The sequence below is a fragment of the Cellulomonas chitinilytica genome (assembly GCF_016862675.1).
Taxonomy (GTDB): Bacteria; Actinomycetota; Actinomycetes; order Actinomycetales; family Cellulomonadaceae; genus Cellulomonas; species Cellulomonas chitinilytica.
Genome location: NZ_BONK01000002.1, coordinates 178,991 through 203,895 on the forward strand (window position 1 = coordinate 178,991; position 24,905 = coordinate 203,895).

22 protein-coding genes are annotated in these 24,905 nt (G+C 73.7%); 6 read left to right on the top strand and 16 right to left on the bottom strand.

All coding sequences use genetic code 11. The features are described from left to right. Positions 1-83 precede the first annotated feature (83 nt). From Cch01nite_RS03370 to Cch01nite_RS03390, 5 genes are read right to left on the bottom strand one after another with little or no spacing between them, the layout of a single operon-like run. On the bottom strand, positions 84-1,661 hold the full coding sequence (locus Cch01nite_RS03370; RefSeq protein WP_308439194.1) for an alpha/beta hydrolase family protein: 1,578 nt from the start codon (positions 1,659-1,661) through the stop codon (positions 84-86). Position 1,662: 1 nt separating this feature from the next. Then, positions 1,663-2,577 carry a GTPase Era gene (era, locus tag Cch01nite_RS03375; protein WP_203748567.1) on the bottom strand — a complete coding sequence of 305 codons (915 nt, stop codon included), beginning with the start codon at positions 2,575-2,577 and terminating at the stop codon, positions 1,663-1,665. Beyond that, on the bottom strand, positions 2,574-3,881 hold the full coding sequence (locus Cch01nite_RS03380) for a hemolysin family protein (RefSeq protein ID WP_203748569.1): 1,308 nt from the start codon (positions 3,879-3,881) through the stop codon (positions 2,574-2,576). The genes era and Cch01nite_RS03380 overlap by 4 nt, the downstream gene beginning before the upstream one ends. Further along, complete coding sequence (gene ybeY / locus Cch01nite_RS03385; protein ID WP_203748571.1) at positions 3,878-4,330, bottom strand: rRNA maturation RNase YbeY; 453 nt, start codon at positions 4,328-4,330, stop codon at positions 3,878-3,880. Before ybeY ends, Cch01nite_RS03380 begins: the two co-directional genes overlap by 4 nt. A gap of 3 nt (positions 4,331-4,333) precedes the next feature. Beyond that, on the bottom strand, positions 4,334-5,332 hold the full coding sequence (locus tag Cch01nite_RS03390) for a PhoH family protein (protein WP_203748573.1): 999 nt from the start codon (positions 5,330-5,332) through the stop codon (positions 4,334-4,336). 174 nt (positions 5,333-5,506) lie between these two features. On the opposite strand from Cch01nite_RS03390, the gene Cch01nite_RS03395 reads away from it, so the two are divergent. Next, entirely contained in the window at positions 5,507-6,046 is a 540-nt protein-coding gene (locus tag Cch01nite_RS03395) for a Gmad2 immunoglobulin-like domain-containing protein (protein WP_203748575.1), read from the top strand. A gap of 105 nt (positions 6,047-6,151) precedes the next feature. Further along, positions 6,152-8,860, top strand: a complete 2,709-nt coding sequence (ppdK, locus tag Cch01nite_RS03400) for a pyruvate, phosphate dikinase (RefSeq protein ID WP_203748577.1) — start codon at positions 6,152-6,154, stop codon at positions 8,858-8,860. 15 nt (positions 8,861-8,875) lie between these two features. Here the strand turns inward: ppdK and Cch01nite_RS03405 are convergent, their stop codons facing one another. The 5 genes from Cch01nite_RS03405 to hrcA form a co-directional block, all read right to left on the bottom strand. Then, positions 8,876-10,315, bottom strand: a complete 1,440-nt coding sequence (locus tag Cch01nite_RS03405; protein ID WP_203748579.1) for an MATE family efflux transporter — start codon at positions 10,313-10,315, stop codon at positions 8,876-8,878. Positions 10,316-10,440: 125 nt separating this feature from the next. Next, positions 10,441-10,884, bottom strand: coding sequence for a MarR family winged helix-turn-helix transcriptional regulator (locus tag Cch01nite_RS03410; RefSeq protein WP_203748581.1), 444 nt, complete (start codon positions 10,882-10,884; stop codon positions 10,441-10,443). 70 nt (positions 10,885-10,954) lie between these two features. After that, complete coding sequence (locus Cch01nite_RS03415) at positions 10,955-11,719, bottom strand: 16S rRNA (uracil(1498)-N(3))-methyltransferase (RefSeq protein ID WP_203748583.1); 765 nt, start codon at positions 11,717-11,719, stop codon at positions 10,955-10,957. A 2-nt stretch (positions 11,720-11,721) separates the two neighbouring features. Continuing rightward, complete coding sequence (gene dnaJ / locus Cch01nite_RS03420) at positions 11,722-12,849, bottom strand: molecular chaperone DnaJ (RefSeq protein ID WP_203748586.1); 1,128 nt, start codon at positions 12,847-12,849, stop codon at positions 11,722-11,724. 76 nt (positions 12,850-12,925) lie between these two features. After that, a complete protein-coding gene (gene hrcA / locus Cch01nite_RS03425; RefSeq protein ID WP_203748589.1) occupies positions 12,926-13,951 on the bottom strand; it encodes a heat-inducible transcriptional repressor HrcA in 1,026 nt (341 codons plus the stop codon). A gap of 140 nt (positions 13,952-14,091) precedes the next feature. Here hrcA and Cch01nite_RS03430 point away from each other — a divergent pair, with 140 nt between their 5' ends. Beyond that, positions 14,092-14,949, top strand: a complete 858-nt coding sequence (locus tag Cch01nite_RS03430) for a DUF3097 domain-containing protein (RefSeq protein ID WP_203748591.1) — start codon at positions 14,092-14,094, stop codon at positions 14,947-14,949. Positions 14,950-14,995: 46 nt separating this feature from the next. On the opposite strand, the gene Cch01nite_RS03435 is transcribed toward Cch01nite_RS03430, so the two are convergent. Next, positions 14,996-16,114, bottom strand: coding sequence for a hypothetical protein (locus tag Cch01nite_RS03435; RefSeq protein WP_203748594.1), 1,119 nt, complete (start codon positions 16,112-16,114; stop codon positions 14,996-14,998). Between the two features lie 286 nt (positions 16,115-16,400). Between Cch01nite_RS03435 and Cch01nite_RS03440 the strand changes: the two genes are divergently transcribed. Beyond that, positions 16,401-16,781: a DUF4870 domain-containing protein gene (locus Cch01nite_RS03440; RefSeq protein WP_203748597.1), complete on the top strand. Its 381-nt coding sequence runs from the start codon at positions 16,401-16,403 to the stop codon at positions 16,779-16,781. 28 nt (positions 16,782-16,809) lie between these two features. Here Cch01nite_RS03440 and hemW read toward each other — a convergent pair whose 3' ends face one another. Both hemW and lepA read right to left on the bottom strand, forming a co-directional pair. Further along, positions 16,810-18,048, bottom strand: a complete 1,239-nt coding sequence (gene hemW / locus Cch01nite_RS03445) for a radical SAM family heme chaperone HemW (protein WP_203748600.1) — start codon at positions 18,046-18,048, stop codon at positions 16,810-16,812. After that, positions 18,045-19,925 (bottom strand): translation elongation factor 4, encoded by a 1,881-nt coding sequence (lepA, locus tag Cch01nite_RS03450; protein WP_275407162.1) that lies wholly within the window; start codon positions 19,923-19,925, stop codon positions 18,045-18,047. The genes hemW and lepA overlap by 4 nt, the downstream gene beginning before the upstream one ends. Positions 19,926-20,032: 107 nt before the next feature. On the opposite strand from lepA, the gene Cch01nite_RS03455 reads away from it, so the two are divergent. Then, positions 20,033-20,743 (top strand): maleylpyruvate isomerase family mycothiol-dependent enzyme, encoded by a 711-nt coding sequence (locus Cch01nite_RS03455; RefSeq protein ID WP_203748603.1) that lies wholly within the window; start codon positions 20,033-20,035, stop codon positions 20,741-20,743. Between the two features lie 18 nt (positions 20,744-20,761). On the opposite strand, the gene Cch01nite_RS03460 is transcribed toward Cch01nite_RS03455, so the two are convergent. The 3 genes from Cch01nite_RS03460 to Cch01nite_RS03470 all read right to left on the bottom strand — a co-directional run bounded on the left by Cch01nite_RS03460 (position 20,762) and on the right by Cch01nite_RS03470 (position 24,184). Then, positions 20,762-21,601, bottom strand: a complete 840-nt coding sequence (locus tag Cch01nite_RS03460; RefSeq protein ID WP_203748606.1) for a transglutaminase family protein — start codon at positions 21,599-21,601, stop codon at positions 20,762-20,764. 76 nt (positions 21,602-21,677) lie between these two features. After that, positions 21,678-22,607, bottom strand: a complete 930-nt coding sequence (locus Cch01nite_RS03465) for an alpha-E domain-containing protein (protein ID WP_203748609.1) — start codon at positions 22,605-22,607, stop codon at positions 21,678-21,680. Then, positions 22,601-24,184 (bottom strand): circularly permuted type 2 ATP-grasp protein, encoded by a 1,584-nt coding sequence (locus Cch01nite_RS03470; protein WP_203748612.1) that lies wholly within the window; start codon positions 24,182-24,184, stop codon positions 22,601-22,603. Before Cch01nite_RS03470 ends, Cch01nite_RS03465 begins: the two co-directional genes overlap by 7 nt. A gap of 80 nt (positions 24,185-24,264) precedes the next feature. On the opposite strand from Cch01nite_RS03470, the gene Cch01nite_RS03475 reads away from it, so the two are divergent. Further along, on the top strand, positions 24,265-24,810 hold the full coding sequence (locus Cch01nite_RS03475) for a type II toxin-antitoxin system PemK/MazF family toxin (RefSeq protein ID WP_373309763.1): 546 nt from the start codon (positions 24,265-24,267) through the stop codon (positions 24,808-24,810). Positions 24,811-24,905: the final 95 nt, after the last annotated feature.

Genomic DNA, 24,905 nt, shown 5'->3' on the forward strand with positions numbered 1-24,905 from the left:
CCCAGGTCACACCAGCGCCCGTTTCGTGGGCACATGACCGTCACGCGGGAGGTGCGAGGACCCCCTGCGTGAGATACGCGGGGTCAGATACCGAGCTGGAACACCCCCCAGTAGGCGAGCACGACGAGCAGGACCGTCGACCCGGCGGCGACCGCGCCGAACGCCAGCTTGCGGACGACGCCGCCGGCAGCGACCCGTTCCGCCACGTGCAGCTCGTGCACGCGCTGCATCAGGAGCACCGCGGCGACGACCGCCGCGACTCCGAGCAGCCGGACGGCGACCCAGCCGCCCCGCACGATCCAGTCGTTGCGCTCGTAGTCGAGCGCGAGCCGCGCGATGGACACGAGGTACCACGCGAGGCCGACGACGGTGGCGAGCGCACCTGCACCCAGCCCGGTCAGCCGCCACGGCACACCGGGCGCGAACCGCGGGCGTTGGTCGGCCGGTCGCCGCCGGCCGAGCCCCGCGAGCTCCGCTCCGCGGGCGAGCAGCACGAGGAGCGGTCCGAGCACGAGGAGCGCGACGGACCCGAGCACGGTGCCGACCACGATGTCCCCGTCGCCGAGCCACCGGGGCTCCGGCACGGGCGCGGCGACGTACGTCTGCTCGGGCGTCGCCCCCGCGACCCGGGGGGACGCGTCGGCCGTGGCGGGCAGGCCGAGCACCCAGCCCGACAGGTCGCGCAGGAACGTGGCGGAGACGACGCCGTCGACCCGGATGCCGTGGTTGGCGCCCTCGTAGTAGCGCACCGTCACGTCGGTGTCGCCGTTCACGGCGGCGTCCCCGATGAGCTGCTCGGCGCCCTGCAGCACCGGCATGGACGCGTCGCCCGTCCCGTAGACCATGAGGACCGGCTGCGTGAGCCGGCGCTGGTACGGCGTGACGTCGAAGTCCGCGTACTCGAACCCGCCGCCCGGCAGCGACATCCCGACGGCGCGCGGGATGGCCCGGAACACCTCCTGAGGCACGCCGGTGTTGCGCAGGTAGGAGTCGACCGCGAACGCCGCCTGCTCGCGCGGCGGCACCACGGGCGACGACACCAGCACGACGAACCCGATCCGCGGGTCGACGGTCGCCATGACGGGCGCGATCCAGCCGCCCTCGCTCTCGGCGTACACGCCGACGCGGTCGGGGTCGACGCCCTCGTGCTGCCGCAGCACGGCGACGGACGCGTCGTAGTCGTGCGCCATCTGCACGTAGTCGCGGTGCCGGGTCGTGTAGGTGTCGAGCCGCTTGTTCGGCACCATCGCGACGATGCCCGACTCGGCGAGCGCGCGCGCCTGCGCGAGGAACGCGATCTTGTACTCCCCCGTGCCGGCGCCGTGCACGAACACGACCCCGGGGGCCGGGGCGTCGAGACCGACGGGCTCGCTGATCTGCGCCTGGATGGTCGCGCCGTCGAGCTGGACGTCGACGACCGAGGTCCGCACCTCGTACTTCTTCAGCGCCGGCGCGTGGCCGATCGCCGTCGACGACGACGTCACGGGCAGCGGGTCCTCCAAGGGGACCGGGTCCCACTGCGGACCCATGACGGCGCCGAGGACGGCGAGGACCACCACGCCGAGGGCCGTGCTCGCGACGAGGCGGTACGGGCCGGCGGCGACGTGCGTGACCCGCGCGAGCCTGCGCCGCACCCGGATGCTCCGCTCGCTGCGCAGCACGTCAGAACCCCAGCCGGCCGAGCTGCTTCGGGTCGCGCTGCCAGTCCTTCGCGACCTTGACGTGCAGGTCGAGGTACACGCGCGCACCGAGCAGCGCCTCGATGCCACGGCGGGCCTGGCTGCCGACGTCCCGCAGCCGCGAGCCGCCCTTGCCGATGATGATGGCCTTCTGGCTGTCCCGTTCGACGAACAGGTGCACGCGGACGTCGAGGAAGGGCCGCCCGTCGTTCGACGGCTCCTCGCGCGGCACGATCTCGTCGACGACCACGGCGAGCGAGTGCGGCAGCTCGTCGTGCACGCCCTCGAGCGCGGCCTCCCGGACCAGCTCGGCGACCATCACGGCCTCCGGCTCGTCGGTGAGCTCGCCGTCGGGGTACAGCGCGGGGCCCTCGGTGAGGTGGCCGACGAGGACGTCCTCGAGCACCTTGACCTGGTAGCCCGACGTGGCGGACACCGGCACGATGTCGGCCCACTCGCCGAGCTTCGCGACGGCCATGAGGTGCTCGGCCAGGCGGCCCTTGCCGACGAGGTCGGCCTTCGTGACGACGGCGACCACGGGCGTCCCCCGCCCGTCGCGGGCCAGCTCCTGCAGCTGGTCCGCGATGAACCGGTCGCCCGGGCCGACCTTCTGGTCCGCCGGCAGGCAGAACCCGACGACGTCGACCTCCGTGAGCGTGTCCTTGACGAGGTCGTTGAGCCGCTCGCCGAGCAGCGTGCGGGGCCGGTGCAGCCCGGGCGTGTCGACGAGCACGAGCTGGGCGTCCGGGCGGTGCACGATGCCGCGCACCGTGTGCCGGGTCGTCTGGGGGCGGCCGGACGTGATCGCGACCTTCTGCCCGACGAGGGCGTTCGTCAGCGTCGACTTGCCGGCGTTCGGCCGGCCGACGAAGCAGGCGAATCCTGAGCGGAAGGTCATCGTGCGGCTCCGTGGTTCTCGTTCGTGGCGCGTGCCGGGGGTGGGTCGTCCTGCGGCGGCTGGTGCGGCTCGACCAGGTCCACCAGGACGGTGGCGAGCCTGCGGCGCCGACCCTCGGCGCGGTCGGCGACGAGGTGCAGCCCGTGGATCTCGCCCTGCGACCCCGGCAGTGGAACCTTACCCAGCGCCTTGGCCAGCAGGCCGCCGGCCGTGTCGACGTCCTCGTCGTCGACCTCGATCCCGAACAGCTCGCCGAGCTCGTCGCGCCCGAACCGCGCGGGCACCCGGTACACGCCGCCGCCGAGCTCCTCGACGACGGGGGCGCTCGGGTCGTGCTCGTCGACGAGCTCCCCGACGATCTCCTCGAGCGCGTCCTCGACGGTCACGAGCCCGGCGATCCCGCCGTACTCGTCGACCACGAGCGCGAGGTGCGACGACCCGGCCTGCAGCTCGCGCAGCAGGTCGTCCACCGGCTTCGACTCGGGGACGAACACCGCGGGCCGCGCGAGCGAGGAGGCGGGCTCGTCGAGGCCGTCGTCGATGCCGCGGGTGAGCCGCTGCACGATGTCCTTGAGGTAGAGCACTCCGCGCATGTCGTCGACGGACTCCCCCACGACCGGCACCCGGGAGAACCCGGACCGCAGCAGGAGCGCGAGGGCCTTGCGCAGCGGCGTGTCCGCGGAGGTCGTCACCATGTCGGTGCGCGGCACCATCACCTCGCGCGTCAGGGTGTCGCCGAGCTCGAGGACCGAGCGGAACATCTCGCGCTCCTCGTCCTCGATCGCCTCGGACTCGCTCACGCGCTGCACCATGTCGCGCAGCTCCTCCTCGTCCTCCTCGGCGGAGCCGCCGGGCGTGCTCGCGGCGCGGCCGACCCGTCCGGCGACGGCGGTCGCGTACGTGAGCGGCCGGGACAGCAGGGTGAGCGCCGCCACGGGGTGCCGGCGGCCGAGGCTGCGCGGGCTGACCCGCACGAACACGAACGCGACGAGCCCGCACACGGCGACGGAGACGAGCAGCACGACCCACCACGCCCACGACCCGGACGCGACGGCGAGCACGATGCACACGGTCGCCGTCATCTCGAGCAGCAGCCGCACGAACGACGCCGCGGCGGTGACCCGGACCGGGTGCTCGACGAGCGCCCGCACGCGGGCCGCGGCGGGGTGCCGCTCGGCGACGAGCTCGGTCACCGCGGCGCGCGAGACGCGGTTCACCGCGACCTCGCCGGCGGACAGGGCGGCCGCCCCCGCGATGCCGAGCACCGCGAGCAGGATCAGCAGCGCGACCGGTTCGTCGGTCATCGACCGGCCAGGAACGTCAGCAGCAGCCGGCGCTGCAGCGCGAACATCTCCTTCTCCTCCGCCGGCTCGGCGTGGTCGTACCCGAGCAGGTGCAGGATGCCGTGGGTCGTCAGGAGGAGGAGCTCCTCGGCCGTGGAGTGGCCCGCCGTCCGGGCCTGCTGCGCGGCGACCTCCGGGCACAGCACGACATCGCCGAGCAGGCCGGCGGGCGTCGGCTCGCCGTCGCGGCCGGGGCGCAGCTCGTCCATCGGGAACGACAGCACGTCCGTCGGCCCCGGCTCGTCCATCCACTTGACGTGCAGGTCCGTCATCACGTCCGTGCCGACCAGCAGGATCGACAGGTCCGTCTGCGGGTGCACGTGCATCTCGTCGAGCACGTAGCGCGCGAGCGCGGCGAACTCCGCCTCGTCGACGTCGAACCCCGACTCGTTGTTGACCTCGATGCTCACCTGTCAGCTCCTGTCCCAGCGCGCGTACGCGTCGATGATGTCGCTGACCAGGCGGTGCCGGACCACGTCCGACGACGTCAGGCGGCAGAACTCGACGTCGTCGACACCGCTGAGGATCTGCTCGACGACGCGCAGGCCGGACGTGGTCCCCGACGGGAGGTCCACCTGCGTCACGTCACCGGTCACGACGACCTTGGAGCCGAAGCCCAGGCGCGTGAGGAACATCTTCATCTGCTCGACGGACGTGTTCTGCGCCTCGTCGAGGATGATGAACGAGTCGTTGAGGGTGCGGCCGCGCATGTACGCGAGCGGGGCGACCTCGATGGTGCCCGCCTCCATGAGCCGCGGGATCGACTCGGGGTCGACCATGTCGTGCAGCGCGTCGTACAGCGGCCGCAGGTAGGGGTCGATCTTCTCGGACAGCGTGCCGGGCAGGAACCCGAGCCGCTCCCCCGCCTCGACCGCGGGACGGGTCAGCACGATCCGGTTGACGCGTCGCTCCTGCAGGGCCTGCACGGCCTTGGCCATCGCGAGGTACGTCTTGCCGGTGCCCGCGGGTCCGATCCCGAACGTCACCGTGTGCCGGTCGATCGCGTCGACGTACTCCTTCTGCCCCGCCGTCTTCGGCCGGATCGTGCGGCCGCGCGAGGACAGGATGTTGAAGGTCAGGACGTCGGCGGGCCGGGCGGTCGACCCGGCGGCCAGCATCGCGACGGACCGCGTGACCACGTCGGGCGTGAGCGGCGTGCCGCCGGCGGCCATCTCGACGAGCTCGTCGACGAGGCGGGCGACGAGGGCGACGTCGCCGACCGGACCCGCGAGCGTCACCTCGTTGCCGCGGACGTGCACGTCGACCGTCGTGAAGCCCTCCTCGATCGCGCGGAGCACCTCGTCGCGCAGCCCGAGCAGCTCGACCATCGAGACGTCGGCGGGAACGCTGATCCGGTGCTCGACGCGCGCGGGCGCACCGGTGCGGTGGGGGGCGGGTGTCGGCTGCGTCATGTGCTCGGCGTACGCCGTGCGCTCCTTCGGTCGAGCGGTTGGTGCCGCGGGCACACGGTGCGGTGCCCCCCTCACGGGCGTCGTCGCGTCCATGATGGAGCGGACGACGCACGTCGACCGCCCCAGTCTACGAGCCGCACCCCTCGCAGGTCCGAGCACATTGGAGGCACGCCGGTGGGAGCCCCCCGTCCGTCCACCAGGAGCGCCGCGCTCGTCGCGCTGGCGGCCCTCGTCCCCGCCCTCCTGCTCACGGGCTGCGGCGACGGGCCGTCCGAACCCGCAGGCGCGACGACCGCCCCGCCGGCGACGTCCGTCGCACCGACGCCGACGTCCTCACCGCACCCGACCCCGCCGGACGAGCCGGCACCGCTCGACACGTCCGGCGACGTCGCCCAGGCGGGCACGACGACCCTCCTCGCGCCGCTGTCGGGCTCGACGGTCCCCGGCCCCACGGTGACCGTCTCGGGCACCGGCACCGCCTTCGAAGGCACGCTCGTGTGGGACGTGCACCCGGCCGGCGAGCTCACGTCGGCCGTCGTCTACGAGGGCTCGACCCAGGCCGGCGCGAACGGCGAGGTCGGGCCGTTCTCGTTCACCGTCGACCTGCCCGCCGGGGCGTGGACGGTCCGGGTCTGGGAGCCGGACATGACGGACGGCGCCGCCGACCCGGGTCCTTCGTCCCATCTCGTGAGCGCCACGTTCACGGTGACCTGAGTCCGGGGCGCTGAAGGGCCGTCCTGGGCTGCGCACGGCGCCCCGGCAGGGACAGACTGGCCACGAGGCCGGGCAGGGCCGCCCGGCGTGCGCGGGAGGTGCGCCGTGGCGACGTACGTCTGGGACTTCACGCAGGGCGACAAGGACCACAAGGACCTGCTCGGCGGCAAGGGCGCGAACCTGGCGGAGATGACCCGGCTCGGGCTGCCCGTGCCGCCGGGGTTCACGATCACGACGGAGGCGTGCCGCTTCTTCATGCGGCACGGCGCCGTGCCGCCCGGCCTGGGCGTCGAGGTGACGACCGCCCTGCGGCGCGTCGAGGACACGCTCGGGCGCCGGTTCGGCGACACGACCGACCCGCTGCTGGTGTCCGTCCGGTCCGGCGCCAAGTTCTCCATGCCCGGGATGATGGAGACCGTGCTCGACGTCGGTCTCAACGACGAGACCGTGCACGGGCTCGCGTCGTTCAGCGGCGACGAGCGGTTCGCGTGGGACTCCTACCGCCGGCTCGTGCAGATGTTCGGCCGGACCGTCCTCGACGTCGACGGCGACCGGTTCGCCGACGCCCTCGACGCCGCGAAGGCCGCCCGCGGTGTCACGTCCGACGTCGACCTGGGCGCCGACGACCTGCGCGAGCTCGTCGACACCTACAAGCAGATCGTGCGCGAGGACGTCGGCCGCGACTTCCCGCAGGAGCCGCGCGAGCAGCTCGACCTCGCGATCGTCGCCGTGCTGCGGTCCTGGAACACCGAGCGGGCCCGCCTGTACCGCCGCAAGGAGCGGATCCCCGACGACCTCGGCACGGCGGTCAACGTCGTCCCGATGGTGTTCGGCAACCTGGGCCCCACGTCGGGCACGGGCGTCGCCTTCACGCGGGACCCGTCGACCGGGCAGCCCGGCAACTACGGCGACTACCTGGCGAACGCGCAGGGCGAGGACGTCGTCGCGGGCATCCGGAACACGTCCAGCCTGGCCGACCTGGAGCGCATGGACCCAGGTGCCTACGGCGACCTCCGGCGCGCGATGCGGCAGCTCGAGACGCACTACCGGGACCTGTGCGACATCGAGTTCACCATCGAGCGGGGCCGCCTGTGGATGCTGCAGACGCGGGTCGGCAAGCGCACGGCGGCCGCGGCGTTCCGGATCGCCACCCAGCTCGTCGACGAGCACCTGATCACGCTCGACGAGGCGCTCGCACGGGTCTCGGGCGAGCAGCTCACGCAGCTGCTGTTCCCGCAGTTCGACTCCACCGCGGACCGCACCCTGCTGGCCCGCGGGATGGCAGCGTCGCCGGGTGCGGCCGTCGGGGCCGCCGTGTTCGACTCCCGGACCGCCCAGGCGTGGGCGGCGGACGGGAAGGACGTGGTCCTGGTCCGCCGGGAGACGAACCCGGACGACCTCGGGGGCATGATCGCCGCGGTCGGCGTCCTGACGGCACGCGGCGGCAAGACGTCGCACGCGGCCGTCGTCGCCCGGGGCATGGGCCGCACGTGCGTGGTCGGCGCGGAGGCGCTCGACATCGACGTCGTCACGCGCAGCTTCAGCGCCGACGGCCACGTGGTGCACGAGGGCGACGTGGTCGCGATCGACGGCTCCACGGGCGAGGTGTTCCTCGGCGCGGTCGCGGTGGCCCCCTCCCCGGTGAGCCGCTACCTCGACGAGGGCCTCGACGCCGCCCTCTCGGCCGCACCGGACGAGGCCACGCAGGACCTGGTCCGCGCCGTCGACCGGCTCCTGCAGCACGCCGACGCGACCCGCCGGCTGCACGTCCACGCGAACGCGGACACCGCCGACGACGCGGCCCGCGCACGCCGGCTCGGCGCCCAGGGTGTCGGGCTGTGCCGGACCGAGCACATGTTCCTCGGCGAGCGCCGCGTGCTCGTCGAGCGCGTGGTCCTCGCGGACGACGACGCCGAGCGGCAGGCGGCGCTCGACGCCCTGCTCCCCCTGCAGCGGGAGGACTTCGTGGGTCTGCTCACCGCGATGGACGGGCTCCCGACGACGATCCGGCTGCTGGACCCGCCCCTGCACGAGTTCCTGCCGGACCTCACGGAGCTGTCCGTCCGGGTCGCGCTCGCGGAGGCCAGGGGCGAGTCCTCACCGCAGGACGTGCGGCTCCTGGCGGCCGTGCGGCGGATGCACGAGGCGAACCCGATGCTGGGGCTGCGCGGCGTCCGCCTCGGGCTCGTGATGCCCGGGCTGTTCGCGCTGCAGATCCGGGCCGTGTGCGAGGCGGTCGCCCGGCGCCTGGCCGACGGGGGCGACCCGCGGGCGGAGATCATGGTCCCGCTCGTCGGCTCCGTGCAGGAGCTGCGCCTCGTGCGCGACGAGGCCGTGGGCATCATGGCCGAGGTCGGCGCAGCGCACGGGGTCGACCTCGCGCTGCCCGTCGGCGTGATGATCGAGCTGCCGCGTGCCGCCCTCACCGCCGGCCGCATCGCCGAGCACGCGGCGTTCTTCTCGTTCGGCACGAACGACCTGACACAGACGACGTGGGGCTTCTCGCGCGACGACGTCGAGGGGGCGTTCTTCGCGCAGTACACCGACAACGGGGTCCTGGTCGTGTCGCCGTTCGAGACGATCGACGAGCACGGCGTCGGGCGGCTCGTGCGGATCGCCGTCGAGGAGGGCCGCGCGGCCCGCCCGGGCCTGACCATCGGGGTGTGCGGGGAGCACGGCGGCGACCCGGAGTCGATCCGGTTCTTCCACGGTGTCGGCATCGACTACGTGTCCTGCTCGCCGTTCCGGGTGCCGGTCGCGCGGCTCGAGGCGGGCCGGGCGGCCGTGGCGGAGGCGGGCCTCGAGACACGCTGACACGCAGGCACAGGGTCAGGCGGCGGCGAGCGCCTCGTCCGCACGCTCCGGGCTGCCCTCGGCGAGGCCGCGGTCGATCGCCCGACGGGACGCGAGCCACAGGACGACGCCGACCACGCACACCAGAGCCTCGGTGACGGTCAGCGCCCACACGACGCCGGCCAGGCCGAACCAGAGGTTCCCGAGCAGCACGATCGGCACGAACAGCACACCCTGCGCCATCGACATCACGATCGTCGGCACCGACCGCCCGGTCGCCTGGAACAGCGACGTGAGCAGGCCCGCGAACCCGTTCGCGACCATCGCCACGAGCTGCGCGGTGAGGATCGTGACGCCGATCGCGAGCACCGAGCGGTCCGCGACGAACGCGGTGAACAGCTGCTCGCGGAACAGGAGCACCGCCGCCATGAACACCGCGGCGACACCGCCGACCGCGATCGCGGACACGCGCAGCGCCGACCTCAGGCGACGGCGGTCGCCCTTGCCGTAGGCGTAGGCGAGCAGCGGCAGCACGCCGAGGGTCACGCCCATGAGCAGGAACTCCGGCACCTGGGCGATCCGGACGGCCACGCCCATGGCGGCGAGCGGCCCGTCACCGTAGGCGGCCGCGAGGTTGTTGAGGACCAGCGAGGTGACGATGAGGAACCCGGACTGCAGGAGCTCGCCGACGCCCACGCCGAACACGGGCCGCATGACGGCCGGCGACAGGGTGAACCACCGCGGCGCGAGGCTCATGTGCTCGCTGTTCCGCTGCAGCCAGACGACGAAGTAGACGACGACCCCGAGGTTCGCGAGCCCCATCGCGAGGGCGGCACCGGCGACCCCCTGGTGCAGCACGAGGATGAGCAGCACGTCGAGCACGAGGTTGGCGACGGTGGAGCCGATGAGCCCGACCATCACCTGGCGCGCGGCGCCCTCGGCCCGCACGAGCTGCTCCAGGCAGAAGGCAGCGGCGAGCACCGGGACGAACGCGAGCATGACCCCGACGAAGGCCCTGGTCGCAGGCATGGCCGCCGCGTCGGCACCGAGGAGCCGCACGAGCGGGTCCAGCAAGAGCAGCCCGACGCCACCGAGGACGGCACCCGCGAGCACGGAGCCCCACACGGCGAACGACGCGACGTGCTTGATCTGGCCGGCCTTGGCCGGCTCGTGCTCGGACGCGCCGAGCAGCCGGGAGACGAGCGCGCCGCCGCCGACGCCGAACACGCCGCCGACCGCCATGACGAGACCGAGCACCGGGGCGCCGAGCGTCACCGCGGCGAGCAGGGCGTTGTCGTGCAGCGAGCCGACCACGCCGGCGTTGATGACGTTGTAGACGGCGCCGACGATCATCGCGGCGGCCATCGGCACGCAGAGGTGCACGAGGGCGCGGACGACCGGTGCCGCCGACAGGTACCAGCGGTTGGTGCCGACGGCGTCGGCCGGGGACTGGGAGTCGAGGGTCGAGGTGCTCATGGCTCCTCCTTCCGGGCAGGTTCGAGGGCGCGCCGGCAGACGCCGGCGCGGCGTGGGTCTTTCGGGGACGCGGAAGGACCGCGGGATGAGGTGGTCGTCGTCGGGTGCGGCCGGGCCGCCCCCGGCTACCGGGTCGGCTGCGGGAGCTCGGCGGTGACCTTGGTCAGGAGGGTGTGCAGCGTGTCGCGCTCGGACTGGTCGAGCGGGGCGAGGAGCTCCTCCTCGATCTCACCGATGGCGGTGTCGAACCCGGCGATGAGCTCCGCGCCGTCGTTCGTGGCGTACACGCGCTTGCTGCGCTCGTTGCCGGCCTCCGTGCGGCGCTCGACGAGGCCGCGTCGCTCGAGCCCCTGCAGGAGGCTCGAGACGCTCGCCGCGCTCGTGCGGCTGACGTCCGCGATGTCGCGCTGGATCGCGCCCGGGTTCTGGACCAGGTAGCCGAGCACGAAGCTCTGCTCGTGGGTGAGGTCGCGCGCCCGGATCCAGTCCTCGCCGGCCTTGCGCTGAGCCCAGCCGATCCAGCGGAACAGGCCGAGGATGCTGCCGGGCGTGCTCTCCTGTGCGTCCATGATGAGAACGCTAACTGTTCGACTTCTAACTGTCAACTGTCGAACGATCGGAGAACGCCGGCGGGGAGGCTCAGGACCAGCGGCCGAGCCGCTGCGCGAGGATCGCGAGCGCGACCGGCCCCGCGGTCGACGTCCGCAGGACGTGCGGGCCGAGCCGCACCGCTCGCGCACCCGCATCGGTCAGCCGGGCCAGCTCCGCGTCGCCGATCCCGCCCTCGGGCCCGACCACCACGAGGCACTCCGTCCCCGCGACCTCCGGCAGCGCCACCTCGGCGACCGGCACGGCCGCCTCCTCGTGCATCACGAGCGCGACGCCGCCACCCGCGACGACCGTCCGCACCCGCTCCGCGAGCGCGCGCGTGTCGACCGCCGTGCCGACGTCGGGCACCCTCGCCCGGCGCGCCTGCTTCGCGGCCGCCTTCACCGTGCCGAGCCACCGCGCACGGCTCTTCGCCGCACGGTCGCCCCGCCACACCACGATCGACCGTTCCGCCTGCCACGGGACGACGGCGTCCGCGCCGACCTCCGTCGCGGCCTCGATCGCCATCTCGTCGCGGTCGCCCTTCGCGAGCGCCTGGACGAGCACGAGCGCCACGTCCGGGGTCGGCTCGACGACCAGCTCGACGACGTCGAGGAGCACCCCCTCACCGCCCACCGACGCGACCGTCCCGACGAGCCGTACGCCCTGCCCGTCCACGACGTCGACCCGCTCACCCGGGCCGCGGCGCTGCACCACGCCCGCGTGCCGTCCCTCGGCGCCGTCGAGCAGGTACGTGCCGCCCGCGACCGCCGCGTCGAGCGTGCCGGGTTCCGCGAGGAAGACCGGTGCGCTCACCCTCAGCGCCCGGCGAGCTTGTCGCGCAGCTTGGAGAAGACCCCGGAGCTCGCGGTCGCGAGCCGCGACTCGGGCCGCTCCTCGCCGCGCAGCGTCGCGAGCCGGCGCAGCAGCTCGGTCTGCTCCTCGTCGAGCGTGGTGGGGACCTGGACGTCGACGTGGACGTGCAGGTCGCCGCGGCCGGCGGCGTGCAGGTGACCGACGCCCAGGCCCTTGAGCGTGACGACCTGCGCCGGCTGGGTGCCGGGGCGCAGGTCCACCTCCCGCTCGCCGTCCAGGGTGTCGAGGGTGAGCAGCGTGCCGAGGGCCGCGGCCGTCATCGGCACCTGGAGGGTCGCGTGCAGGTCGTCGCCGCGGCGCACGAACGTGTCGTGCTTGCGCTCCCGGACCTCGAGGTACACGTCGCCTGCGGGTCCGCCGGCCGGGCCGACCTCGCCCTGCGCGGTGAGCTTGATGCGCGTCCCCGTGTCGACGCCCGCCGGCACGTCGACGGCCAGCGTGCGGCGCGACCGGACCCGGCCCTCGCCGGAGCACTCCGGGCACGGCTCCGGGATCACGGTGCCGAACCCGTGGCACGCGGCGCACGGCTGCGTCGTCATGACCTGACCGAGGAACGAGCGCGCGACCCGCTGCACGGAGCCGCGCCCGTGGCACACCTCGCAGGTGAGCGGTGCGGTGCCCGGGCGGCAGCACGACCCGCCGCACGTCGGGCACAGCACGGCCGTGTCGACCGGCACCTCCCGGTGCGCGCCGAACGTCACCTCGGCGAGGTCGAGGTCCAGGCGGACGAGCGCGTCCTGACCTCGCCGGGCCCGTGGGATCGGGCCGCGCTGCGCGCTCGCGCCGGCCGCGGCGCCGAAGAACGTCTCGAAGATGTCCTGGAAGCCGAAGCCGCCGCCCATCCCGCCGCCCGGCGACGCCGGGTCGGCACCCAGGTCGTACGCGCGGCGCTTCTCGGGGTTCCCGAGCACGTCGTACGCGCGCGAGACGTCCTTGAAGCGGTCCTCGGAGGCTGCGTCCTCACCGGCGACGTCCGGGTGGTGCTCCCGGGCGAGCTTGCGGTACGCCTTCTTGATCTGCTCCGGCGTCGCGTCGCGCGGGACCCCGAGGATCTCGTAGTAGTCGGTCACGTGAGGCTGTGCTCGCTTCCTGCGCTCAGGCGTGCGGTGAGGATGGGGTGCGTCGGGAGAAGGTCAGGCACGGGGGCTACCCCGCGAGGATCCGGGTGAGGTACCTGGCGACGGCGCGGACCGCGGACATCGTGCCCGGGTAGTCCATGCGCAACGGTCCGATGGACCCGACCCGGGCCACCGACGTGCCGTTCTCGTCGCCGTACCCGCTCGTGATGAAGCTCGTCTCGAGGAGGCCCTCGTGCTGCGTCTCGCGGCCGATCCGCACCGCGACGCTCGCGTTGTCCTCGGCCATCTCCGACAGCAGTCGCAGCAGCACGACCTGCTCCTCGAGCGCCTCCAGAACAGGACCGATGCTGCCGGCGAAGTCGACGGCCCCGCCACGCGCGAGGTAGGCGGTGCCGGCCAGCACGACGCGCTCCTCGCTCTCCTGCGCGAGCGTCTCCTCGACGACCCCGACCACGGCCTCGACGAGCGCCGCGTCGGACGGCCCGAACGCGTCCGCCAGCTCGGCCAGCGCCACCGGGAGCTCCGAGAGCCGACGGCCCGCGGCGCTCACGTTGAGCCGGGCGCGCAGCTGGCCGACGACGACCTCGTCGAGGTCCGCGCCCAGCTCGATAGTGCGCTGCTCGACGCGTCCCGTGTCCGTGATCAGCACGACCAGCAGGTGCCGCGCGCCGACGGGCACGAGCTCGACGTGCCGCAGCGCCGAGCGTCGCAGCGACGGGTACTGGACGACGGCGACCTGCTGAGTGAGCTGGGCGATGAGGCGCACGGCGCGGTCGACGACGTCGTCGAGGTCCTGCGCCTCCTCGAGGAACGCCCCGATCGCCCGCCGCTCCGGGACCGACATCGGCTTGACCGTGGTCAGGCGGTCCACGAACAGGCGGTAGCCCTTGTCGGTGGGCACGCGCCCGGCCGACGTGTGCGGCTGCGCGATGTACCCGCTCTCCTCGAGCGCGGCCATGTCGTTGCGGATCGTGGCCGGCGAGACGCCGAGGGCGTGCCGCTCCACGAGCGCGCGGGAGCCGACGGGCTCACGGGTGGCGACGTAGTCCTCGACGATCGCCCGCAGCACGTCCAGCCGACGGTCCTCGCTCATCTCGCCTCCCCCACGCCTCGGGCCCTGCTGCCTGTGTGCCTGTTGTACCGGGTAGCACTCCCCCGGCACGAGTGCCAATCCTACGCCGGGCGCCGGGCGAGCCCAGGTCCCGCCGGCCCACGTCCCTCTAGAGTGCCCGCGTGACTCAGGACCGCTACGGCTCGGACGTGCTCGGGGGCTCCGGCTCCACCCACCACCGCCCCGCCCGCACCTCGCGGCCGCAGCCGGCGGAACCCGGGCTCGTCGTCGAGGAGGTCACGACCGGCTGGGTCGGCGCCGTGGTCCGTGTCGAGAAGTCCGGCGGCATGCACGTCGTGGTGCTCGAGGACCGGCGCGGCCGCACCCGCACCTTCCCGCTCGGCCCGGGGTTCTGGGTCGACGGCGAGCCCGTCGCGCTCACCGCCCCCGTCCGGACGACCGCACCGGCCCGGCCGACGAGGACCGCGTCCGGGTCGGTCGCCGTGCACGACGCCAAGGCCCGCGTGGCCCGCGGCAGCCGGATCTGGGTCGAGGGTCGCCACGACGCCGAGCTCGTCGAGAAGGTGTGGGGCGACGACCTGCGCCTCGAGGGGGTCGTCGTCGAGCTGCTCGACGGCGTCGACAACCTGCCCGACGCGATCCGCGACTTCGCCCCCGGCCCGGGACGCCGGGTCGGCGTGCTCGTCGACCACCTCGTCGCCGGGTCCAAGGAGAGCCGCATCGCGGCCGACGCCGTCAAGGCGGCCCCCGCCGGCAGCGTGCTCGTCCTCGGGCACCCCTACGTCGACGTGTGGCAGGCCGTCCGCCCCGAGCGGATCGGCCTCGCGGCATGGCCGACGATCGAGCGCGGCACCGAGTGGAAGCACGGGATCCTGCGCGAGCTCGGCTGGCCCGCCGCCGACCAGGCCGACGTCGCGCACGCCTGGAAGCGGATCCTCGGCACCGTGCGCAGCTACGCCGACCTCGAGCCGAGCCTGCTCGGCCGCGTCGAGGAGCTCATCGACTTCGTCACCGCGTGACGGGGCGGCCGCCGCGGATGCCCGCGACGGCCGCCTCGTCCTGGCGTCACGGGGCGATGGGCTCGCCCAGCAGTCGCCGGTAGAAGTACGCGCTGGCGAGGAGCACGACGGGCACCGCCACGAACGCACCGACGAAGCAGAGCACGAAGCCCGCGACGACGATGAAGTACGAGACGATCACGAACAGGACCGTCGCACCGAGGTTCGCCCGGATCAGGTCGACGCTGGCACGGATCGCGTCCGTCGGCTGCAGCCGCTTGTCGATCACGAAGAACAGTGTGAAGAACAGGAAGAAGTTCACGCCCACCGCGACGAGCCAGCCGATCAGCGGGATCCAGGACACGAGCCCGACCACGAGGTTGATCGCGGCGAGCAGCAGCGCCGCCAGCACCACGGGACCCAGGTCGGCGAAGTCGAAGAAGTCCTTGAGGGCGATCTGGCGCCCGTACGTGACCCGCAGGGCCGCCCGGATGAACACCGCCTCGACGATGAACCCGAGCAGCGACCACAGCGCCACCAGCACGATCCAGCCGAGGTTGAACCCGCCGTACCCGCGCCCGTTGTCGAACAGCGACGCGAACCCGCCGAAGATCAGCGACAGCAGGAACCCGACGACGCCGGCACCGAGGATCCACAGCAGACCCGCGCCGATGAACGTGCCGCCGTTCTGCGTGAACTTGTTCCAGCCGTACGACAGCGCCTCGCCCAGCGGGGTCGCGGCGCTCGGCGGGTAGCCCCCGGGCGGCGGGCCGTACTGCCCCGGGGGCGGCGGCGGGTACTGGCTCGCACCCGGCGCACCGTAGCCACCGGCGGGAGGCGGAGGCGGGTACCCGCCCGCCGGAGGAGGCGGCGGGTAGCCACCGCCCGCGGGCGGCGGGTAGGCGCCCCCCGCAGGGGGGTACCCGCCGGCCGGCGGGTAGGCGCCCCCCGCAGGGGGGTACCCGCCGGCCGGCGGGTAGACGGGCGGTGCGGGCGGCGCCTGCGGAGGCGGTGCCGCCGCAGGCGTCGGGGGCTCGGGCGGCGGCACGGCACCACCGGGCGGCACGGATCCGACGACCTCGGTCTCGTCCGGCAGCGGCGGCCGGGGAGGCTCGGGGGGCGGCGCCGCGGCCGCCCGGTCGGGCTCGTCGTCGCGCGGCGGCGTGCCGCCGGGGTTCTCGGTCATGCGTCTCCTTCGAGGCCATGCCTGGGTCGTGCCGGACGAAACTCTGTGGAGGTCCCGACTCCCCCGCCCGGACGTTCCTCCGCCTGAGCGAATCGAAGCAGCGGTGCCGTGTCAAGGAACCGGGCCGTTCGGGCATACCGGGCACAGCGGCGTTCACCGGTTCGGTCGACGCCGGCCGGGCCGCCGCACACGGCCGCGGTGGAACCGGGCGCAGCCGGGACGAACCGTCGGTAGGCTCCCAGGCCGCGGGCCACGGCGGCACGCGACGCACACGAGGAGTCACCCGATGTCCAACGAGTACCCGCCGGCGCCGCGCCCGTCCGAGGCCACCGACCAGCGCACGTGGGCGATGGTCGCGCACCTCGGGGGGATCCTCGCGTACGTCTGGGTCGGATGGGCCGCGCCGCTGGTGATCTGGCTGGTGCACCGGGAGCGGGGCGGGGTCGCCGCCGACCAGGCGCGCGTCGCGCTGAACTTCCAGCTCACGGTGCTCGTCGGGCTCGTCGCCTGCCAGATCGTGCGGATGCTGCCGCTCGTCGGCTTCGTCGGCTGGATCGCGTTCGTCGGGATCTGCCTGATCAGCCTCGTGCTGTCGATCCTCGCGGCGCTCGCGGTCCAGCGCGGCGGCTCGTACCGGTACCCGTTCTCGCTCGAGCTGGTGCGCTGACCGGAGCCGTCACGTCCGGCCGCGGGCGTCAGGCTGCGAGGGTCCGCACGACGGCGTCGGCGAGGAGCCGGCCCCGACGGGTGAGCACGACGCGGCGTCCCCCGTCGGCGGTGCGTCCCAGCGCCGCCGGACCGTCGACGAGCCCGTCGGCCACGAGACCCGCGACCGACGTCCGGGCCGCCCCCGGCAGCTCGTCCAGCGGCATGCCCGCCGCGAGGCGCACGCCGAGCATCAGGCGCTCGAGCTCGGCGGACTCGCCGTCCACGACCTCCCGCCCGGCGGCGGGGCTGAGCCCCCGGGCGAGCCGGTCGGCGTACGCCCGCGGGTGCTTGACGTTCCACCACCGCACGCCGCCGACGTGGCTGTGCGCACCCGGGCCGACGCCCCACCAGTCGTCGCCGCGCCAGTAGGCGAGGTTGTGGCGGCACTCGTCGGCGGACGTCCGCGCCCAGTTGCTCACCTCGTACCAGTGCAGGCCGGCGGCGGCGAGCAGGTCGTCCGCGAGCTCGTACTTCGCGGCCTGGTCGTCCTGGTCGGGCAGCGCGAGCTCACCGCGGCGGACCTGCACGGCCATCCGGGTGCCCGCCTCGACCACGAGCGCGTACGCGGAGACGTGGTCGACGCCCGTCGCGAGCGCCGTCTCGACGCTGGTGCGCCAGTCGTCCAGCGACTCCCCCGGCGTGCCGTAGATGAGGTCGAGGGACACGGCGAGCCCGGCGTCGCGGGCCCAGCGGACGACGTCCGGGATCCGTCGCGGGTCGTGCGTGCGGTCGAGCGTCGCGAGCACGTGCGGGACGGCCGACTGCATGCCGAACGAGACGCGCGTGAACCCGGCGTCGGCGAGCGCCGCCAGCGACTGCGGGGTCACCGAGTCCGGGTTGGCCTCGGTGGTCACCTCGACGTCGTCGGCCAGGCCCCAGGCGTCGCGCACGCCGCCGAGCATCCGGGCGAGGTCGGGGACGGCCAGGACGGTCGGCGTCCCGCCGCCGACGAACACGGTGCTCACGGGCCGGCGCGGCAGGTCCGCGAGGACACCTGCGGCCAGCGCGATCTCCCGCAGCGCGGTGTCGGCGTACGCCGCCTGCGACGCCCCGCCCCCGAGCTCGGTGGCCGTGTACGTGTTGAAGTCGCAGTACCCGCACCGCACCGTGCAGAACGGCACGTGCAGGTAGACCCCGAACGCGCGCCCGGCAGCACCCGCTGCGGCCGACGCCGGCAGCGCGCCGTCGTCGGGCGCGACGTCTCCCTCAGGGAGCGCCGGGCTCACTTCTTCTTCGCGTCCTTGCCGCCGGCGGACCCCGCGGGCTCGCTCGAGAGCGCGGCGATGAAGGCCTCCTGCGGCACGTCGACCCGGCCGATCGTCTTCATGCGCTTCTTGCCCTCCTTCTGCTTCTCGAGGAGCTTGCGCTTGCGGGTGATGTCGCCGCCGTAGCACTTGGCGAGCACGTCCTTGCGGATGGCCCGGATGGTCTCGCGCGCGATGACGCGGGCGCCGATGGCGGCCTGGATGGGCACCTCGAACTGCTGGCGCGGGATGAGGTCCTTGAGCTTGGCGGTCATCATGACGCCGTACGCGTAGGCCTTGTCCTTGTGCACGATCGCGCTGAACGCGTCGACGGTCTCGCCCTGCAGCAGGATGTCCACCTTGACCAGGTCCGCGACCTGCTCGCCGACGCGCTCGTAGTCGAGGCTCGCGTAGCCGCGGGTCTTGGACTTCAGCTGGTCGAAGAAGTCGAAGACGATCTCCGCCATGGGCAGCAGGTAGCGCAGCTCGACGCGGTCCTCGGACAGGTAGTCCATGCCCTGCAGCTCGCCGCGCTTGGTCTGCGACAGCTCCATGATCGCGCCGATGAACTCGCTGGGCGCCAGGATCGTCGCCTTCACGACCGGCTCTCGGACCTCGCCGATCTTCCCGGAGGGGAACTCGCTCGGGTTGGTCACCGTGACGACGCTCTTGTCCTCGAGCGTGACCTCGTAGACCACGTTCGGGGCGGTCGAGATGAGCGCGAGGTCGAACTCGCGCTCCAGCCGCTCGCGGATGATCTCGAGGTGCAGCAGGCCGAGGAACCCGACGCGGAACCCGAAGCCGAGGGCCACGGACGTCTCGGGCTCGTAGTTGAGCGCGGCGTCGTTGAGCTTCAGCTTGTCCAGGGCGTCGCGCAGGATCGGGTAGTCGGTGCCGTCGATCGGGTACAGACCCGAGAACACCATCGGCTTGGGGTCGGAGTACCCGCCCAGCGCGGCCGCGGCGGGCTTGCTCGCGTTCGTGACGGTGTCGCCGACCTTCGACTGGCGGACGTCCTTCACGCCGGTGATCAGGTAGCCGACCTCGCCGACGCCGAGCCCCTTGGTGGGCACGGGCTCCGGGGAGATGACGCCGATCTCGAGCAGCTCGTGCGTGGCGCGCGTCGACATCATGACGATCTTCTCGCGCGGGTTGAGGTTGCCGTCGACGACCCGGACGTACGTGACGACACCGCGGTAGGTGTCGTACACCGAGTCGAAGATCATCGCGCGGGCCGGGGCGCTCGCGTCGCCGGTGGGCGGCGGGACGAGCTCGACGATCCGGTCGAGCAGCGCCTCGACGCCCTCGCCCGTCTTGCCGGACACCCGCAGGCAGTCCTCGGGCTCGCCGCCGATGAGCTTCGCGAGCTCCTCCGCGTACTTCTCGGGCTGCGCGGCCGGCAGGTCGATCTTGTTGAGCACCGGGATGATCGTGAGGTCGTTCTCGAGCGCCAGGTACAGGTTCGCGAGCGTCTGCGCCTCGATGCCCTGCGCGGCGTCGACGAGCAGCACGGCCCCCTCGCACGCGGCGAGCGACCGGGACACCTCGTAGGTGAAGTCGACGTGGCCGGGCGTGTCGATCATGTTCAGCGCGAACGCGTCGCCGCCCACGCCCCACGGCATGCGCACGGCCTGCGACTTGATCGTGATGCCGCGCTCGCGCTCGATGTCCATGCGGTCGAGGTACTGCGCTCGCATGGCCCGCGCGTCGACGACACCGGTGAGCTGGAGCATGCGGTCGGCCAGCGTCGACTTGCCGTGGTCGATGTGCGCGATGATGCAGAAGTTGCGCAGCAGCTCGGGCGCGGTGGCCGCAGGGCTGATGCGCGATGCGGCGGCGGCGCTCGGGATCGGGGACACGCGGAACTGCTCCCGGGTTCGTGGTGGGCGCACGTTGGCGCCGGATGGACGGTCCGCGACCGACCCGCGCCTGTCGGCGTGCGGGGGGTCGACCCCACCATGGTCCCATGACGACGGACCTCGGCGACGCCCTCGACCACCTCACGATCCTCGGCGGCCTGCAGGACGAGTTCCTCGCGACGATCCCCGCCGTCGACCCGGCGACCCCGGTGCCCTGGTGCGGGCGCTGGCGGGTCCGCGACCTGGTCGTCCACCTGTCCCGCATCCACCACTGGGCCGCCGCCGAGGCCCGACGCGCGAAGGAGACGCCGCTCGGCCGCGGGCCGTTCGTCCTCGACGAGCTCTACCGGTCCTGCGCGGCGGAGCTGCGCGAGACGCTGGCCGCCCTCGGGCCGGACGCGCCGTCCCGCACGCTCACCGGCACCGGGACCGCCTCGTTCTGGCGCCGGCGCCAGACGCACGAGACGCTCGTCCACCTGTGGGACCTGACGACCGCCGGCGGCCTCCCCTTCAGCGCCGACCCCGGCACGTGGGCCGACACCGTCGACGAGGTCGTCACCGTCATGCAGCCGCGGCAGGAGCGGCTGGGCCGGATGGAGCCGCTGGCCGCGCCGATCGGCCTCGTCGCGCCGGACGCCGGGCGCGACTGGCTGCTCGGCGCATCGACCGTCGCGGACCCGTCGGCGACCGTGACCGGACCGGCCGACACGCTCGCGCTGCTGCTGTGGGGGCGGGCGACGGTCGCCGACGAGCGCCTGACCGTGCGCGGCGACGCGGCGGCGCTCGACGACGCCCTGAGCCGCCGCCTCACCCCGTGACGCCCCGGCCCGGCGCGCTCACGCCTCGCGCGTGATCCGGACCTGCACCTCGGCGTCCTGCGTGCCCGCGCCCGCGTAGATGCCCCGCAACGGCGGCACGTCGTCGTACGACCGCCCCCGCGCGAGCACCACGTGGTGGTCTCCCGCGATCGTCCGGTTCGTCGGGTCGTACGCGAACCACTCCCCGACCCACCACTCGACCCACGCGTGCGACTCCCCGAGCACCGTCGTGCCCACGTCCGCACCCGAGTCGGGGTGCAGGTACCCCGAGACGTAGCGGGCGGGGATCCCGATGGCCCGCAGCGCACCCGTGACGAGGTGCGCGATGTCCTGGCACACGCCCGCACGGGCGCTCCACGCCTCGGCCGCCGGGGTGTGCACCGTCGTCACCCCCGGGATGTACTCGATCGCGTCGCGCAGCGCGGCGCTCACCGCCAGCGCGGCGTCGGCAGGCTCCAGGTCGGCCGCCGCCCGGCGTGCCAGCTCGACGACCTCCTCGGGCGGCTCCGTCGTCGCCGTGTCGGACAGGAACTCCGCCAGCCGGTCGCGCAGCTCCGCACCCCGCAACGTGTCCCACCCGACGGGCGTGCGCACCGGGCCGCGCGCCGCGACCTCCACCACGTGCTCGGCCGTGACGACCATCGACTCGTGCGGGGCCAGCACCTCGAACGCCGTCACGGCGGTGCCCCAGTAGTCGCGGTACTCGTGCCACCACGTGTGCGGCTGCACGTCGACCTTGGACTCCACGACCGTCTGACCGTGCTGGGACAACGGCGTCATCCGCGCCTCGTTGTACGACGCGACGACGGGCCCGGCGTACCGGAACGTCGACGTGTGCACGACCCGCAGCCTGGTCACAGCTCCTCCTCGCCCGCGCTCATGGTTCCTTCTGCGTTCGCGCACCTGCGGGCGGCGCGGGCGCCCTCCGGCGCGCTCACAGCGCCTCCCCGACCCAGTGCGTCGTCGACCCCGACGGGAAGTAGCGTCCCCGGATCGCGTCCGACGCCGCCGAGCAGGCGCGCTGCACCTGCTCCATCGCCTTCGGGAGGTCGTCGAGGACCTCGTCGAGCGGCCGGTACTCGAGGCTCGTCCGCACGAAGCCGATGTGCCGGCGCGCGTCGTCGACGGACGAACGGTCGACCACCGGCTCCAGCAGCGACAGGCACGTCTCCGCCTGGTTGAGCGCGAACACGATCGACCGCGGGAAGAGCCGGTCGAGCAGCAGGAACCCCGCGGCACGCTCGTCCGACGCGGTGCCGCGGTAGGTCCGCAGGAACGCCTCGTGGGCACCGCACGACCGCAGGAGCGTCGTCCAGCTCGGTCCCGCCGAGCCGGCCAGCGCCCGCGTCGTCAGCAGCCGGGCCGTCATGTCGGCGCGTTCGATCGACCGGCCGAGCACCATGAACTGCCACGTGTCGTCGCGCGACGTGGCCGAGTCCATGATCCCGGCGACGATCGCGGCACGCTCCCGGACCCACGTGAAGTAGTCGTGCGGGCGTGCGGGGCGCATGTGCGACGGGAGCTGGTTCCAGGTGGTGTTGAGGCACTCCCAGAGCTCCGTCGAGATGATCTCCCGGGCTCTGCGGGCGTTCTCCCGGGCGGACACCAGCGACCCGGCGATGGACGACGGGGCGAACCGGTCGTACGCCAGCATGTCGAGCACGTACTCACGGCCGACCTCGATGTGCGTCGGCGGCGCGGGCCGGTCCATGACCGACAGCAGCGAGCGGCAGGCGAGGTCCTCCTCGGCCCAGGGGTCCTCGAGCAGGATCTGGACGTGCACGTCGAGCAGGCGCGCGGTGTCGTCCGCGCGCTCCACGTACCGGCCGATCCAGAACAGCGACTCGGCGATGCGGCTCAGCACGGCAGGCCCCCGTCCTGCCGCACGCCGGTCTGCTGCTGCTGCATGACCTGCGCGCGGACGTCGTTCGGGTTGGAGTCGATCGGCACCGCCGTGTCGAGCGGCACCGGGTGCGGCAGGTCGGACGGACGGGTCGCCCGGCGCGGCACGGCACCGCCGAGCACCCAGGTGTCCTTCGACCCGCCACCCTGCGACGAGTTCACGACGAGCTGCCCCTCGGGGAGCGCGACCCGCGTCAGGCCCCCGGGCAGCACCCACACCGACTCGCCGTCGTTGACCGCGAACGGCCGCAGGTCGGTGTGCCGGGGGCGCAGCCCGTCCTCGACGAGCGTCGGCACGGTGGACAGCTGGACGACGGGCTGCGCGATCCACCCGCGGGGGTCGTCGACCAGCCGGGTGCGCAGCGCGGCGAGCTCCGCGCGCGACGCGGCGGGGCCGACCACGAGCCCCTTCCCGCCGGACCCGTCGACGGGCTTGACCACGAGCTCGTCGAGGCGGTCGAGCACCTCCTCGAGCGCGCCCGGGTCCTCCAGCCGCCACGTGTCGACGTTCGGCAGGATCGGCTCCTCACCGAGGTAGTACCGCACGAGGTCCGGCACGAACGTGTAGACGAGCTTGTCGTCCGCGACGCCGTTGCCGACCGCGTTCGCGATCGTGACGGTGCCGTTGCGCGCGCAGCTCAGCAGACCCGGGCTGCCCAGCAGCGAGTCGGACCGGAACACGACGGGGTCGAGGTAGTCGTCGTCCACCCGCCGGTAGATCACGTCGACCCGCCGCCGCCCCTGCGTGGTCCGCATCCACACCCGCCCGCTGGCGCAGAACAGGTCCCGCCCCTCGACGAGCTCCACGCCCATCGACCGGGCCAGCAGCGAGTGCTCGAAGTACGCGGAGTTGAACACCCCCGGCGTGAGGACGACGACGGTGGGCTCGTCGACGCCGGCCGGGGCCGCGGCGGTGAGGGCGGCCAGCAGGCGCCGCGGGTAGTCGGCGACCGGGCGGATCCGCATCGACGCGAACACCTCGGGGAACGTCTGCGCCATCGCACGGCGGTTCGACAGCACGTAGCTGACACCGCTCGGCACGCGCACGTTGTCCTCGAGCACCCGCCAGTCGCCGTTGCCATCGCGGACCAGGTCGATGCCCGACACGTGCACCCGCACGCCGTTGGGCGGCTGGATGCCGCGCGCGGCACGGTGGAAGTGGGTGGACGAGACGATGACGGACCGGGGCACGACGCCGTCGGCGACGGCCCGCTGCTGCCCGTAGACGTCCGCGAGGAACGCCTCGAGCGCGCGCACCCGCTGCGCGACGCCGGGCGCCATCTGCTCCCACTCGGTGCCCGCGATGACGCGCGGGACGACGTCCAGCGGGAACGGACGCTCCTCGCCCGCGAAGTCGAACGTGACCCCCTGGGCCATGTAGGAGCGCGCCAGCGTGTCCGCTCGCCCGCGCAGCTCCCCCGCGGAGAGCTGGGCGAACGCCTCGTGCACACGCTGGTACGCGGGCCTGGGATCGCCGCCGGGCCCGATCATCTCGTCCCAGGCCGGCCCCGCCGGGTAGTCGTCGAACAGGTCCGCCATGGCGTGACAGTAACCCTGGCGTGTCAACGCCGCGTTACGTCGCGGCACCGCCGGCCGGTCCGGCCGGTACCGTCGTCCGCGTGGCCGTGACCAGCCGTGTGACCTCCGCCCTGCGACGTCTGGTCGGTGCCGTCCGACCAGGCCGCCGGGCCCCGTCGTCCGCCCCGCCGACACCGGCGGCGGCACCCCGGGCGCTGCCCGACCACCGCGGCCCGGTCCGGGTCGAGTACACGCCGTCGCCCGACGGCGTCGCCGACCCCGGCGAGGTCGTCTGGACCTGGGTGCCGTACGAGGACGACCCGACACGCGGCAAGGACAGGCCCGTGCTCGTGGTCGGCCGCGACGGCGGGGTCCTGCTCGGGCTCATGCTCACGAGCAAGGACCACAGCCGTGACGCGGCCGACGAGGCACGGTGGGGCCGGCGGTGGATGGACCTCGGCCCGGGCGCGTGGGACCGGCAGGGCCGACCCAGCGAGGTCCGGCTCGACCGGGTCCTGCGGATCGACCCGCACGCCGTGCGACGCGAGGGGGCGGTGCTCGACAGGAGCGTGTTCGACCGGGTCGCCCACGAGGTGACCGCCGGGCGTGGCGCTGGGGGGTCTCGCGGGCGGCGCAGCGGCTGGTAGCATAGGGATTCGCGTGTCCGCCCGGGTCGGCGGGCACAAGCCCAGCTCCTCTCCGCGGGTATCCCCACGCCCCAGTCCCGGAGCTGTGCGCGCCC